At 61.2% G+C, this 14820-nt stretch carries 13 protein-coding genes; 7 read left to right on the top strand and 6 right to left on the bottom strand.

Features of this window, described 5'->3' with window-relative positions; translation table 11 throughout:
- Positions 1-119: 119 nt before the first annotated feature.
- The 4 genes from H043_RS0124640 to H043_RS0124655 are packed head-to-tail and all read right to left on the bottom strand — an operon-like array spanning position 120 to position 3664.
- Entirely contained in the window at positions 120-971 is an 852-nt protein-coding gene (locus H043_RS0124640; protein ID WP_027614087.1) for a ChaN family lipoprotein, read from the bottom strand.
- A gap of 19 nt (positions 972-990) precedes the next feature.
- Positions 991-1758, bottom strand: a complete 768-nt coding sequence (locus tag H043_RS0124645; RefSeq protein ID WP_027614088.1) for a heme ABC transporter ATP-binding protein — start codon at positions 1756-1758, stop codon at positions 991-993.
- Positions 1758-2741 (bottom strand): iron ABC transporter permease, encoded by a 984-nt coding sequence (locus H043_RS0124650; protein ID WP_177325663.1) that lies wholly within the window; start codon positions 2739-2741, stop codon positions 1758-1760. The genes H043_RS0124645 and H043_RS0124650 overlap by 1 nt, the downstream gene beginning before the upstream one ends.
- 50 nt (positions 2742-2791) lie before the next feature.
- Positions 2792-3664, bottom strand: a complete 873-nt coding sequence (locus tag H043_RS0124655) for a hemin ABC transporter substrate-binding protein (RefSeq protein ID WP_027614090.1) — start codon at positions 3662-3664, stop codon at positions 2792-2794.
- Between the two features lie 162 nt (positions 3665-3826).
- Between H043_RS0124655 and H043_RS0124660 the strand changes: the two genes are divergently transcribed.
- On the top strand, positions 3827-4144 hold the full coding sequence (locus H043_RS0124660; RefSeq protein WP_027614091.1) for a Rieske (2Fe-2S) protein: 318 nt from the start codon (positions 3827-3829) through the stop codon (positions 4142-4144).
- On the opposite strand, the gene sfsA is transcribed toward H043_RS0124660, so the two are convergent.
- Together sfsA and H043_RS0124670 are read right to left on the bottom strand one after the other, a co-directional pair.
- Entirely contained in the window at positions 4141-4854 is a 714-nt protein-coding gene (sfsA, locus tag H043_RS0124665; RefSeq protein ID WP_027614092.1) for a DNA/RNA nuclease SfsA, read from the bottom strand. The two genes, H043_RS0124660 and sfsA, sit on opposite strands and share 4 nt — an antisense overlap.
- The gene (locus H043_RS0124670) at positions 4854-6026 is read right to left on the bottom strand and encodes a pyridoxal phosphate-dependent aminotransferase (protein ID WP_027614093.1); all 1173 of its coding nucleotides are present in this window, start codon (positions 6024-6026) and stop codon (positions 4854-4856) included. Before H043_RS0124670 ends, sfsA begins: the two co-directional genes overlap by 1 nt.
- A 334-nt stretch (positions 6027-6360) precedes the next feature.
- Between H043_RS0124670 and dksA the strand changes: the two genes are divergently transcribed.
- From dksA to H043_RS0124700, 6 genes are all read left to right on the top strand, one after another.
- The gene (gene dksA / locus H043_RS0124675) at positions 6361-6804 is read left to right on the top strand and encodes an RNA polymerase-binding protein DksA (RefSeq protein WP_027614094.1); all 444 of its coding nucleotides are present in this window, start codon (positions 6361-6363) and stop codon (positions 6802-6804) included.
- 340 nt (positions 6805-7144) lie between these two features.
- A complete protein-coding gene (gluQRS, locus tag H043_RS0124680; protein WP_027614095.1) occupies positions 7145-8041 on the top strand; it encodes a tRNA glutamyl-Q(34) synthetase GluQRS in 897 nt (298 codons plus the stop codon).
- Between the two features lie 77 nt (positions 8042-8118).
- Positions 8119-8295 carry a hypothetical protein gene (locus tag H043_RS30350; protein WP_003176118.1) on the top strand — a complete coding sequence of 59 codons (177 nt, stop codon included), beginning with the start codon at positions 8119-8121 and terminating at the stop codon, positions 8293-8295.
- Positions 8279-11233, top strand: coding sequence for a sensor histidine kinase (locus tag H043_RS0124690; RefSeq protein WP_027614096.1), 2955 nt, complete (start codon positions 8279-8281; stop codon positions 11231-11233). The genes H043_RS30350 and H043_RS0124690 overlap by 17 nt, the downstream gene beginning before the upstream one ends.
- 22 nt (positions 11234-11255) lie before the next feature.
- A complete protein-coding gene (locus H043_RS0124695; RefSeq protein ID WP_027614097.1) occupies positions 11256-12692 on the top strand; it encodes a sigma-54 dependent transcriptional regulator in 1437 nt (478 codons plus the stop codon).
- Between the two features lie 726 nt (positions 12693-13418).
- Entirely contained in the window at positions 13419-14819 is a 1401-nt protein-coding gene (locus H043_RS0124700; protein WP_007963895.1) for a polynucleotide adenylyltransferase PcnB, read from the top strand.
- The last annotated feature ends 1 nt before the right edge of the window (position 14820 follow it).

Here is a 14820-nt window from a genome sequence, read left to right on the forward strand (position 1 = left end):
GCGAGATCAGTCGATATTCTGAAAAGCCCTTGGTTCGGACTCTCAGATTATCTCCTCATCAGGCTAATCACGGTTATTTGACCCGGTTTTTACCGGGTCTTTTTTTGCCTGTGGAAAAGTCATTGCCCGAACTGTTTGCGCATCTGTGCGCAGTAATCCTGCGCGGGCGTGGCCGGGGTGTACCAGACGTAATCGGCCATCGCCGCAGTCACCTCGGCGCCCTGCTCGGCCAGCATCAGCACCGTTGGCGCTTGGGCTGCGCCCAGATCCAGAACATGCAGCGGCACGCCAGCATCCTTGCGCGCATGCCAGGCACCCGCCAGCAGCAAGGCTGGCGTCGGCGCTGCCAGCAAACGTTCAGCCATGCGTCGATCACGCTGTTGCTGAACCGCGAGCATCGCCGGCATCTGCGATTTGGGCAGCAAGCCGCAATGTGAATCGCTGATCTGCTCAAGCAGCGCGGACTTCACCGATGCCGCATTGCTGCGAACTCCAATCAGGGCTGGCGACTGACGATAGAACGCGCGGATTTCACTGTCGTCCAGATTGGCCGCCAACAGCGGATAGCCTTGCGTGAGGGCGAACCGAACGATCGGTCCATAAAGATTCCAGTCCCAGCCATCCTGCCAGGCCAGTGCGGCGGGAAGATCAGTGGGGGGCGTTGCTGCGCGGCGAACTTGATCAACTTTCGGCTGTTGATTCGGCGTAAGCATCTCAAGCAGCAGACTGCCCTGAGGGCGCTGTTCTCCAAGCGCTTGCAGCAACCATAACTGCACGGCGTGGTGATCGGCATTGTCATGCTGTTCGCCGATGATCAGTTGGTGCGGCTTGGCCAGATGCGTCAGCAGTTCCTGAGCCGTCAACACCTGGCCGCTGTGCAGATCGCGAATCTCACCGCTGACCGGTGGCGGCGCAGCAACATGCTGACACCCCGCAAGCCACAATACGGCTACCAACCAGATCCCGCGCATAGCATCACCTCGATAGAAATCAGCGGGCGATGATCAGCGGATGCCCGCGCTCCGGGTGCGGCTGCACCAAAACCTCAAGGCCGAACACGGCCTTGAGCGTATCCGGTCGCAAGACTTGCTGCGGCGTATCCAGCGCCACCGGGCGCCCGCCCTCAAGCAGCAAAACCCGGTCACAATAGCGCGCCGCCAGATTCAGATCATGCAGGATGACCAGCACTGCCGCGCCACGGTCGGCAAATTCACGCACCGCTTGCAGCGTCGTATGCTGATGCAGTGGATCAAGCATCGAGGTCGGCTCATCCAGCAACAGCGTTTGCCCGGCCTGCCCCGGCCATAACTGCGCCAGCACCCGCGCCAGATGCACGCGCTGGCGCTCGCCACCCGATAATGCCAGATAACTGCGCCCGCTCAGATGCCCGGCATCCGCAGCGGCCAGCGCTGCCGCAACGATCTCGTCGTCGCGCGCCCGACCGCTCTGATAAGGCAGACGGCCCATGCCGACCACTTCTTCCACGCGAAAGGCAAAATCCAGCGTCGACACCTGCGGCAACACCGCCAGGCGCTGAGCGCGCTGCGTACCTGTCCAGTGACTCAGCACATTGTCGTCGAGCAACACCTCACCGTCACTGGCCGTCAGCTCACCGCACAAGGCACCGAGCAAGGTGCTTTTGCCGGCACCGTTCGGCCCGAGCACACCCAACACCTCACCGGGCTCAAGTTGCAGGGTGACGTCGCTGAGCACGGTCTTGCGTCCGCGACGGATGTGCAGATTGTGCGCACGCAGCATCAGGCACGACCTCGCAACAGCAGGTAGAGGAAGAACGGCGCGCCGATAAACGCCGTGACGATACCGATCGGCAACTCCGCCGGCGCCAGCGCCAGCCGCGCCACCAGATCCGCCAGCAACAACAGGCTCGCACCCGCCAGTACCGACGCTGGCAGCAACACCCGGTGATCGGGCCCGGCCAATAAACGCACCAGATGCGGCACCACCAGCCCGACGAAACCGATCATCCCGGCTGCCGCTACCGCCGCGCCAACACCCAACGCCGTGCAGAACACCAATTCACGTTTGAGCCGCTCGACATCGATCCCCAGATGCCCCGCCTCGGATTCACCGAGCAACAGCGCATTCAGCGCCTTGGCACGCCGCGGCAACCACAGCGCAACGCCGGTGCTGATGATCAGCAACGGCCACAAACGCGCATAACTCGCACCATTGAGGCTGCCCAGATTCCAGAAAGTCAGCGTACGCAAAGTCGCGTCATCCGCCAGATAGGTGAACAGACCCACCGCCGAGCTTGCCAATGCCGTCAGGGCGATCCCGGCCAGCAGCATGGTCGCGACGTTAGTCTGGCCGTTGCGCCGACCGAGCCGATAGACCAGCGCCGTCACCCCCAGTCCACCGAGAAACGCGCACGCCGACAACAGGTACGGCCCGAACCACTCCGGCAAACCGCCAAAAAATGACCCGCCGACAATCGCCACCGCCGCACCCAGCGCTGCCCCACTGGAAACCCCGACCAACCCGGGATCGGCCAGCGGATTGCGAAACAAGCCCTGCATCGCCACACCCGACAGTGCCAGCACACCGCCGACGGCCAGACCGAGCAAGGTGCGCGGCAGACGGATCTGCCCGAGGATCAGCTCGGCCTGCTCCAGACCGTCCGGCGCCAACGGCACGCCGACCATGCGCAATGCAGCGCGTAACGTATCGAACAGCGGCAGGCTCACCGGCCCCAGCGCCAACGACAGCCAGATGGCCAGCAAACACAGGAGCGTCAGGCCGATAAACAGGCTTCGTGGTTTGACCAGTACGGTCATTGGCCGCTCGCGGTCGGGTAGAAGCCGTCAGACAAATTCTTCAGTGCCGCCGGTAAACGCGGCCCGAGCCCGCCGACCAGCAGCGTCGGATCCAGCTCCAGCACCCGTCCGGCCTTGGCCGCGCGGCTTGAATTGAGAATGGGGTTTTCCTTGAACAGAGCGGCTTTCGCCGCCTCGCCGCTCAACGCGCGATCAGCAAACACCAGCACCTCAGGATCGAGCCCGGCCAGCGACTCCACGGAGAACGGTTTGTAACCGGTATGCGTCGCCAGGTTATGTCCGCCGGCCCGTTGCAGCAGCCAGTCGGCGGCAGTGTCCTTGCCGGCAATCAAAGGTTTGCCGCCGGCATGCCCGATCAGCACCAGCACACCGGGCGCCTTTTGTTTGGTCTGCAACTCGGCGACTCGGGCTTTCTGCGCGGCGAGCTGCTGTTGATAACTTTCCAGCAACTGCGCCGCCTGCGCTTGCGCGCCCAGCAACTGCCCCAGATGCGTGACGTTTTTTTCCAGGGTCGGCAGATCCGGCTGTGCCGAGAACAGTTCGACCCGCACCTTCGCGCTCTTCACCTGGGCGATGACCGGCGGCGGGCCCATTTCCTCGCTGCCGATGAGGATATCCGGGCGCAGACTGAGAATGCCTTCCGCCGAAAGGCTGCGTTGATAGCCGATGCTGGGCAGCTTCTTCAGCGATTGCGGATGCTGGCTGGTGGTGTCGACGCCCACCAGTTTGGATTCGCCGCCCAACACGCTCACCCACTCCGATAGCGCGCCACCGGCACTGACCCAACGTTGTGGCAAATCGGCAGCTGTCGCCTGAAGGCTGGCGAGCAGTCCGACACACGGCACGGCAACGCGGGTAATCAGGCGCATACGCAGCTTTCCTTGAAAAGTTTTCCCGGGCAGCGAACCGGCGGGCCAAGTATCCTTGACGGCGGTTGCGCGCAGTGGGCGAAGGCGGCCATTTGATAATTGTTTGCATTTAAACGTCAAGCTCGGACATTTCCTGAAACGAGCTGACATTTGAGGATAGCCATGAAGTTTTTGTGCGCCGGCGCCGATCTCGCTGAGGCGGGCAGCCGCGGTTTCGACATCGACGGCAATAAACTGTTTGCCGTGCGCCGCAATGGTCAGGCCTATGTTTATCTCAACCGTTGCCCACATCGCGGCGTCGGTCTGGAATGGCACCCCGACCAGTTTCTCGACCCGAGCAACAGCCTGATCCAGTGCGCCACCCACGGCGCACTGTTTCTGATCGAGGACGGCGAATGCGTCGCCGGGCCCTGCGCCGGGCAATCCCTGACCGCCATCCCCTGCCGCGAAGACGCACAGGGGCTGTGGATAGATGTTTAACCGTTGAGCAAAACGTCCAGCCGCCGGTCGATCACCATCTCTTCGTGGTTCAAGCGCACGCCGTAGGCCAGCACTTCGACCCCGCATGCAACGGCCTCGCGCAGGGCATCCGCGTAGGCCGAATCGATTTCCTCGGCCGGCCGCACCGCCTCGATGCCGCTGAGATTGACGCAATACAACTGCACCGCACGAATACCGTCACGGGCCAAATGCGCCAGTTCACGCAGGTGCTTGGCACCGCGCTGGGTGACCGCATCGGGAAACGCGGCCACGTTGGTTCCCTCGAAGCCTAACGTGACGCTTTTTACTTCCACGTAGGCCGGGCCACTCGGGTATTCGAGGCGAAAATCGATACGGCTCTTTTCCTGACCGTACGCCACTTCACGCTTAAGCGTCGTAAAGCCGTTCAACTCGCTGATGACTCCGGCTTGCAGCGCCTCCTCAACCAAGGCGTTGGCGCGGCCGGTATTCACGCAGAACAGCCGGCCCTGCGGCGTTTCCCCGATTTCCCAAGTGCCGGGCAGTTTGCGCTTCGGGTCGTTTGAGCGACTGAACCACACTTGCCCGCCTTCGACCTGACAGTTGAGCATCGAGCCGGTGTTCGGGCAGTGCAGGGTCAACAACTCGCCATTGACCGTTTCAACGTCCGCCAGAAAACGTTTGTAGCGACGAATCAGCCGCGCCTCTTCCAGAGCCGGATAAAAGCGCATCAGCCTTGCCAGCTCTTCAAGCCGCGAGCGATACGTTCCACCGCTTCCTGTAAGCGAGGGAGGTTTTGCGTGTAAGCAAAACGCACATGGTGACTGGCCTGATAACGCCCGAAGTCCAGCCCTGGAGTAAAGGCAACATGCTCGGTTTCGAGGAAATGTCGACAGAACGCGAAGGCATCACCGCCGAACTGACTGATATCTGCATACAAGTAGAACGCACCTTCAGGCTCGACGGCGATATTGAAACCCAATTCGCGCAACGCCGGCAGCAGGAAGTCGCGGCGGCGGCCAAATTCGGCGCGGCGCTCTTCAAGAATGCTGATGGTGTCCGGCTCGAAGCAGGCCAAAGCGGCGTACTGCGCCATGCTCGGGGCGCTGATGTAGAGGTTCTGTGCGAGCTTTTCCAGCTCACTGACCGCAGCCTCCGGCGCCACCAGCCAGCCGAGCCGCCAACCGGTCATGCCGAAATATTTGGAGAAACTATTGAGGACAAAGGCACTGTCATCGACTTCCAGCACGCTCGCGGCATCAGTGCCATAAGTCAGGCCGTGGTAGATCTCGTCCACCACCAGATGCCCGTGGCGCGCCTTGACCGCTGTGGATAACCCGGCCAGTTCATCGCGGGTCAGGATAGTCCCGGTGGGGTTGGCTGGCGACGCCACCAACGCACCAACGCTGTCGTGATCCCAGTGACGTGCCACCAGATCCGGGGTCAGTTGGTAACGCACCTCCGGCCCGACCGGCACCAGTTGCGCCGCGCCTTCGACCAGACGCAGGAAGTGCCGGTTGCACGGGTAGCCCGGATCTGCAAGCAGCCAGTGTTTGCCGGGATCCACCAGCAAGGCACTGGCCAGCAACAGCGCACCGGAGCCACCGGGGGTGATCAGGATCCGCCGCGGATCGATGTTCAAACCGTAACGCGATTGATAGAACCCGGAAATCGCCTCGCGCAGTTCAGGAATACCGCGCGCCGCGGTGTAGCGGGTCTTGCCCGCCGTCAGCGCAGCCTGCCCGGCACGGATGATCGGCTCGGCCGTGGTGAAGTCCGGCTCGCCGATTTCCAGGTGGATCACGTCGTGACCTTCGGCCTGCAGTTCGTTGGCCCGCGCCAGCAGCGCCATTACATGGAACGGTTCGATCGCACGACTGCGCGCACTGTAAGGCTGAGCCATTGGTTTTCCTTCGACGGGGAAAAAGAGACGATTCTACCCATCTGCCGGAACGAGCGAGAACCCGTCGCGGTCACAGCCTCAAGAACGCTGGACTGTAACGATATGCGCGTACGCTCCAGGATTGACTAAAATCAGAGATTGATCAGGTCTCCATCACTGTCAGACATGGCTTGCCAGACTTCTGCAAGCGCCACCCGCCGGGGCCTCGACATCCGGGAGTAGCGCAGGCCCAATTGATCTGGTAAGTTCGCCCGCTTGCAGCCGCAGGGCCGGCAGGTGTCGGTGATGGAGCAATCCTGCGCAATGGATTACAAGAGTAGAGGCGGTCCATTTCATGCCCACCCAAGCAAAGCAACAGCAGCAAGTGACGATCAGCGGCTTCGAACCTTACGTTCCGAAGGAAGGCGAGGAGTACATGGGCGCCCCGATGCGCGCGCACTTCACCAAGATCCTGAACAAGTGGAAACAGGACTTGATGCAGGAAGTCGACCGTACTGTTGATCACATGAAAGACGAAGCGGCCAACTTCCCTGACCCGGCCGACCGTGCCAGCCAGGAAGAAGAATTCGCACTCGAGCTGCGCGCCCGCGATCGCGAGCGCAAACTGATCAAGAAGATCGACAAGACCCTCGAACTGATCCAGGACGAAGAGTACGGCTGGTGCGAGTCCTGCGGCATCGAAATCGGCGTCAAGCGCCTCGAGGCCCGTCCTACTGCGGATCTGTGCATCGACTGCAAGACCCTGGCGGAAATCAAGGAAAAACAGGTCGGCAAGTAATCTCGACCTGAATGAAAAACGGAGCGTGCGAACGCTCCGTTTTTGTTTCTGCCTTTTGCCTTTGCCCTTTATGCCTTGCTTTTGTGGGAGGGGGCTTGCTCCCGAATGCGGCCGGCAATTCAACATCCAGGTTGTCTGAACTGACGCTTTCGCGAGCAAGCCCGCTCCCACAAGGGTAATGTTTCTACCTTTTGCCCTGTTTGCGCTTTTGGTGGGAGGGGGCTTGCTCCCGAATTCGGTGTGTCATTCAACATCAAAGATGTCTGAGCCGACGCTTTCGCGAGCAAGCCCGCTCCCACAGGGGTAATCTGCGCGGATCCTGAAAAGTTATATTGTCCACATGACTGCCAAAACCGCCCCCGCCTACATCGGCCGCTTCGCCCCGACCCCCAGTGGCCATCTGCACTTCGGCTCGCTGGTTGCCGCCCTCGCCTCTTATCTCGACGCGCGCGCGGTCGGCGGGCGCTGGCTGGTGCGCATGGAAGATCTCGATCCACCCCGGGAAGAGCCCGGCGCACAGGCGGCGATTCTCAAGGCGCTGGAAAGCTACGGTTTCGAATGGGACGGCGAGATGGTGCGCCAGAGTAACCGGCACGCTGCCTACGCCGAAGTCCTCAACAATCTGTTCAATCACGGCCTGGCCTACGCCTGCACCTGTTCGCGCAAGCAACTGGAGCCGTATCACGGCATTTACCCGGGCTTGTGCCGCAATGCCGGGCATGAGCAGCAAGACGCGGCGATCCGCCTGCGCGTGCCGGAACTGGAATACCACTTCATCGACCGCGTGCAGGGCGAGTTCCGCCAGCATCTGGGGCGCGACGTCGGCGATTTCGTGATTCGCCGCCGCGACGGCCTCTACGCCTATCAACTGGCCGTGGTGCTGGATGACGCCTGGCAAGGCATCACCGACATCGTGCGCGGTGCCGACCTGCTCGATTCCACGCCGCGCCAGCTCTACCTGCAAGAACTGTTGGGCCTGCGTCAGCCGCGCTATCTGCACCTGCCATTGATCACGCAGCCGGACGGCAACAAGCTCGGCAAATCCTACCGTTCGCCGCCGCTTGAGGCGGATCAGGCCACTCCTTTGCTGCTGCGGGCCCTGCGAGCGCTGGGACAAAACCCCGGTGCCGAACTGGCCCATGCCACACCCGAGGAATTGCTGAAATGGGGCGCAGCCCACTGGGATGCATCGAAGATCCCGCGCACACTGACCCTGCCCGAAGCGCAACTGCAATGACGACACTTGCAGTGGCGCGCCCATCCGTTACCATCGCCGCACGTTTTCGGGCACGCGCATAAAAAAGAGAGGCCGGGATGTACATCTATCGCTTGGTCCTGCTTCTGGTCGTGGGAATCTATCTGTTTTCACCAGCCATCATGGATTGGTGGATCGACGCCACGGGCGCCTGGTATCGGCCGTATCTGCTCTGGTTGATCCTGATTGTCGTGACCTTCATCCTGCAGAGCCAAAAAGATGCCGATGAGCTTTAGCCTGACCCAGATGATCCTGGTCAGCGCCGCGTACCTGACGGTGCTGTTCGGCGTCGCCTGGATCAGCGAACGGGGCATGATCCCGCGAGCGATCATTCGCCACCCGTTGACCTACACCCTGTCGCTGGGGGTCTACGCCAGTGCGTGGGCATTTTACGGCACCGTGGGCCTGGCCTATCAGTACGGCTACGGCTTTCTCTCCAGCTACCTCGGGGTGTCCGGCGCGTTTCTTCTGGCGCCGGTGCTGCTGTATCCGATCCTGAAAATCACCCGCACTTATCAATTGTCGTCGCTGGCGGATCTGTTCGCTTTCCGCTTTCGCAGCACCTGGGCCGGCGCGCTGACCACGATCTTCATGCTGATCGGCGTACTGCCGTTGCTGGCGTTGCAGATTCAGGCGGTGGCCGATTCCATCGGCATCCTGACCGGCGAGCCGATCCAGAGCCGCGTCGCGCTGGCGTTCTGCGCACTGATCATTCTGTTCACGATCTTCTTCGGCTCCCGGCATATCGCCACCCGCGAGAAACACGAAGGGCTGGTGTTCGCGATTGCCTTCGAATCGGTGATCAAACTGATTGCCCTCGGCGGCGTCGGCCTCTATGCGTTGTACGGCGTGTTCGACGGCCCGCAACAGCTTGAACTGTGGCTGCTGCAAAACCAGACCGCCCTCGCCGCGTTGCACACGCCGCTGCAGGAAGGGCCGTGGCGCACGCTGTTGCTGGTGTTCTTCGCCTCGGCGATCGTGATGCCGCACATGTATCACATGACCTTCACCGAAAACCTCAATCCGCGCTCGCTGGTCAGTGCCAGTTGGGGCCTGCCGCTGTTCCTGTTGCTGATGAGTCTGGCGGTGCCGTTGATTCTCTGGGCCGGCCTGAAGCTCGGCGCCACCACTGACCCGGAATACTTCACCCTCGGTATCGGCATTGCTGCCAACAGCAAACCGCTGGCCCTGCTCGCGTACGTCGGCGGACTGTCGGCCGCCAGTGGCCTGATCATCGTCACCACCCTGGCGCTGTCGGGCATGGCGCTGAACCACTTGGTGCTGCCGCTGTACCAGCCACCGGCCGAAGGCAATATCTACCGCTGGCTGAAGTGGACCCGCCGGGCGCTGATCGTCGCGATCATCATGGCCGGTTTCTGCTTTTACCTGATGCTCGGCGCCGGGCAGGACCTGGCCAACCTCGGCATCGTCGCCTTCGTCGCGACCCTGCAATTCCTGCCCGGCGTGCTCTCGGTGCTGTACTGGCCGACCGCCAACCGTCGCGGCTTTATCGCCGGCTTGCTGGCGGGGATTCTGGTGTGGGTGGTGACCATGCTATTGCCGCTGGTCGGCAATCTGCAGGGTTTCTACATTCCGCTGCTGAACATGATTTACGTGCTGGACGACACCAGTTGGCACATGGCGGCCATCGCCTCGCTGGCGGCCAACGTGCTGATGTTCACCCTGATCTCGCTGTTCACCAACGCCAGCCCTGAAGAAGCCAGCGCCGCCGAAGCCTGCGCGGTGGATAACGTGCGTCGCCCGCAACGCCGCGAACTGCACGCTGCTTCACCCCAGGAATTCGCCACGCAACTGGCCAAACCGCTGGGCGCCAAGGCAGCGCAGAAAGAAGTCGAACAGGCCCTGCGCGATCTCTATCTGCCGTTCGACGAACGCCGTCCTTATGCGCTGCGCCGCTTGCGCGACCGGATCGAAGCCAACCTCTCCGGACTGATGGGCCCGAGTGTGGCGCAGGACATGGTCGAAACCTTCCTGCCGTACAAGGCCGGCGGCGAAAACTATGTGACCGAAGACATCCACTTCATCGAAAGCCGCCTCGAGGATTACCACTCGCGCCTCACCGGGCTGGCCGCCGAACTCGACGCCTTGCGCCGCTACCACCGCCAGACCCTGCAGGAGCTGCCGATGGGTGTCTGCTCGCTGGCCAAGGATCAAGAGATCCTGATGTGGAACAAGGCCATGGAAGAACTCACCGGCATCGCCGCACAACGGGTGGTGGGTTCGCGCCTGAGCACCATCGCCAATCCGTGGAAGCAATTGCTGCAGGGCTTCATCAACCTGCCCGACGAACATTTGCACAAACAGCACCTGGCCCTCGACGGCCAGACCCGCTGGCTCAATCTGCACAAAGCGGCGATCGATGAACCGTTGGCACCGGGCAACAGCGGCCTGGTGCTGCTGGTGGAAGACCTGACCGAAACGCAGATGCTCGAAGACAAACTGGTGCACTCAGAACGTCTGGCGAGCATCGGTCGACTGGCGGCAGGTGTGGCTCATGAAATCGGCAACCCGATCACCGGTATCGCCTGTCTGGCGCAGAACCTGCGCGAAGAACGTGAAGAAGATGGCGAACTGACGGAAATCAGCGGGCAGATTCTCGAACAGACCAAGCGCGTGTCGCGCATTGTGCAGTCGCTGATGAGCTTCGCCCATGCCGGCAGCCACCAGCACAGCGACGAACCCGTCTGTCTGGCCGAAGTCGCGCAGGACGCGATTGGCCTGCTGGCGCTGAACCGGCGCAACTTCGAAGTGCAGTTCTACAACCTGTGCGACCCCGATCACTGGGTCGAAGGCGATCCGCAACGCCTCGCCCAGGTGCTGATCAATCTGCTCTCCAATGCCCGCGACGCCTCGCCGCCGCACAGTGCCGTACGGGTCAAGAGTGAAGCCGGCGAACACACGGTCGATCTGATCGTCGAAGACGAAGGCAGTGGTATTCCGCAGAACATCATGGACCGATTGTTCGAACCTTTCTTCACCACCAAGGATCCGGGTGAAGGTACCGGTCTGGGCCTTGCACTGGTCTATTCCATCGTTGAAGAGCATTATGGACAAATCACCATCGACAGCCCGGCTGATGTACAAAGCCAGCGCGGCACCCGTATCCGGGTGACCTTACCGCGTCATGTCGAAGCGACGTCCGCTGTGAACTGAGACCGTCGAGAGTATCGAATCAATGCCGCACATTTTGATCGTCGAAGACGAAACCATTATCCGCTCCGCCTTGCGCCGCCTGCTGGAACGTAACCAGTACCAGGTCAGCGAAGCCGGTTCAGTGCAGGAAGCACAAGAACGCTTCAGTATTCCCACATTCGATCTGATCGTCAGCGACCTGCGCCTGCCTGGCGCCCCCGGCACAGAGCTGATCAAGCTTGGCCAGGGCAAGCCGGTGCTGATCATGACCAGCTACGCCAGCCTGCGCTCGGCGGTCGACTCGATGAAGATGGGCGCGGTGGACTACATCGCCAAGCCTTTCGATCATGATGAAATGCTTCAGGCGGTCGCGCGGATCCTGCGTGATCACCAGTCGACGCCTGCCGCCGGCGAAGTGCCTGCCGGCAAAGCAGCCAATGGCAGCGGCAAGTCGTCTGTCGACAACAGCAACGGCGAGATCGGCATCATTGGCTCGTGCCCGCCGATGCAGGATCTGTACAGCAAGATCCGCAAAGTTGCGCCGACCGATTCCAATGTCCTGATCCAGGGCGAGTCCGGCACCGGTAAAGAGCTGGTGGCCCGCGCCCTGCATAACCTGTCCAAGCGTGCCAAGGCACCGATGATTTCGGTGAACTGCGCTGCCATTCCGGAAAGCCTGATCGAGTCCGAACTGTTCGGCCACGAAAAAGGCGCGTTCACTGGCGCCAGCGCCGGTCGCGCCGGTCTGGTGGAAGCGGCGGACGGCGGCACGCTGTTCCTCGACGAGATCGGCGAACTGCCGCTCGAAGCCCAGGCCCGTCTGCTGCGCGTGCTGCAGGAAGGCGAGATTCGCCGCGTGGGGTCGGTGCAGTCGCAAAAGGTCGATGTGCGTTTGATCGCCGCGACCCACCGTGACCTCAAGAGCCTGGCGAAAATCGGCCAGTTCCGTGAAGATCTGTATTACCGCCTGCACGTGATTGCCCTGAAATTGCCGCCCCTGCGTGAACGTGGCGCCGACGTCAACGAAATCGCCACCGCGTTCCTCGCTCGCCAGAGTGCGCGCATCAACCGTACCGACCTGAAATTTGCCGCCGATGCCGAACAGGCCATCCGGCACTATTCCTGGCCGGGTAACGTGCGCGAGCTGGAAAACGCAGTCGAGCGCGCAGTGATCCTGAGCGAAAGCCCGGAAATCTCTGCCGACCTGCTGGGCATCGACATCGAGTTGAGCGATCTGGAAGACGACGAGTTCATCGGCTTGCCTGCGCAAACCGCAGGTAACACCAGCAACAGCAGCCATGAGCCGACGGAAGACCTGTCGCTGGAAGATTACTTCCAGCACTTCGTTCTTGAGCATCAGGACCACATGACCGAGACCGAGCTGGCGCGCAAACTGGGCGTCAGCCGCAAGTGCCTGTGGGAACGCCGTCAGCGCCTGGGCATTCCACGGCGCAAGACCGGGGTCGCCAGCGAGAGCTGAACGTTACCTGTCGAGTGTGCGCGTAACGCTTGAAGATGTGAAAAAACTGTTACCTCAGTCCTTTCACGTAACAGAAGCCGGGGTTATCGGTAACGAAACCCCGGCTTTTTTTCGCCCCGAGAAAACCGTTATATCGACCTAACCCCTTGTTTTATTGGGCTTCGCAAAAGTTGGCACGGCACCTGCTATATGTTTGGTACAAGAACAATAACAAGCAATGCACAAGACAATAAAAATAAGACGAATCGACTCACGCACAATAAAAACAAGACGGCGAGAGGCGCAGCTAACTGATTCTTTTGGAGAGGCGTTGTATTTGGGGCTAGCCCCACGACCAGGCCGAGAACAACAAAAACTGTCCTAAGACAGAGCCTGTACTGGTTGGATCGCAAGATCACTGCAACACAGCGACCAAAGCAATCCGTTTGCTCTTGGCTCCCGATTGGGAGGGTCATGAAGGAAAAGCTTCATGGCGAGGGCACTCAACAAAAACAAGAAGCCCGAATCAATAATAAAAAGAGCACGCAACTACTTCTGGGGGAGCTTCGGCTCCCCTTGTAGTTTCTTCCCCCCCCCCGCAAAAACCCGCCCCCAAAGCCTTTAGCCTGCGACTTACAGCGCAAATCCGCTGCGTCCTACACCATCCCCCGACTAAATGCTAGAATCTGCGCCCATCATGCGGTCATTCTTTGGTATGGCCGAACATTCCTTCAAACAGTGCATCCCATGCTGAAGAAGCTGTTCCAGTCATTCCGAACTCCCGTGCGTCGTACGCAACACATCCGCAGCACCCCTGAAGTGCTCAACAGCGGCCAACATTCGCTGCAGAAGGGGCAATTCAGCCGCTATGCGGTCAATATCGTCGAACGCTTGCAGGGCGCCGGCTACCAGGCCTATCTGGTCGGTGGTTGCGTGCGTGACATGCTGTTGGGCATCACGCCCAAGGACTTCGACGTCGCCACCAGCGCCACCCCCGAGCAAGTCCGTGCCGAATTCCGCAATGCGCGGATCATCGGTCGCCGATTCAAACTGGTGCACATTCATTTCGGTCGCGAAATCATCGAAGTCGCGACCTTCCGCGCCAATCACCCGGTCAATGAAGACGACGAGGACAGCAACCAGTCTTCGCGCAACGAGAGCGGGCGGATTCTGCGCGACAACGTCTACGGCACCCTGGAAGAAGACGCGCAACGCCGCGACTTCACCATCAACGCCTTGTATTACGATCCGGTCAGCGAGCGCATTCTCGATTACGCCAACGGCGTACACGACATCCGCAATCACCTGATCCGCCTGATCGGCGATCCGAAGCAGCGTTACCAGGAGGACCCGGTGCGCATGCTGCGTGCCGTTCGTTTCGCCGCCAAGCTGAATTTCGGCATCGAAAAACACACTGTGCAACCGATCCGCGAACTGGCGCCGATGCTGCGCGAGATCCCGTCGGCCCGCCTGTTCGAGGAAGTGCTCAAGCTGTTCCTCTCCGGCCATGGCGCAATCACGTTCGAGATGCTGGTCGATCTGCAGCTGTTTGCCCCGTTGTTCCCGGCCAGTGCCGACGCACTGGAGCACAACCCGGAATACACCCACACGCTGATCAGCGAAGCGCTGACCAACACCGACCTGCGCATCAAGCAGAACAAACCGGTGACCCCGGCGTTCCTGTTTGCCGCCCTGCTGTGGCCTGCCCTGCCGGCCCGCGTGTTGCGTCTGCAAGAGCGTGGCATGCCGCCGATTCCGGCGATGCAGGAAGGTGCGCACGAGCTGATCGCCGAGCAGTGCCAGCGCATCGCCATTCCAAAGCGCTTCACCATGCCGATCCGCGAAATCTGGGACATGCAGGAACGCTTGCCACGCCGCAGCGGCAAACGCGCCGACCTGCTGCTGGACAATCCACGTTTCCGCGCCGGTTACGACTTCCTGCTGTTACGTGAAAGCGCTGGCGAGCAGACCGATGGCCTGGGCGAATGGTGGACGGATTATCAGGACGCCAACGACAGCGAGCGTCGCGAGATGATTCGCGAACTCAGCGGCAAGGGTGATGACGCCAGCGGCGCGCCGCGCAAACGTCGCCGCAGCAGCGGTTCCAAGCGCAAGCGCGCCGGGGCTCCGAGCGCATCGGGCGAATAAG

It is taken from the genome of Pseudomonas sp. URIL14HWK12:I6 (assembly GCF_000514195.1).
Lineage (GTDB): Bacteria > Pseudomonadota > Gammaproteobacteria > Pseudomonadales > Pseudomonadaceae > Aquipseudomonas > Aquipseudomonas putida_A.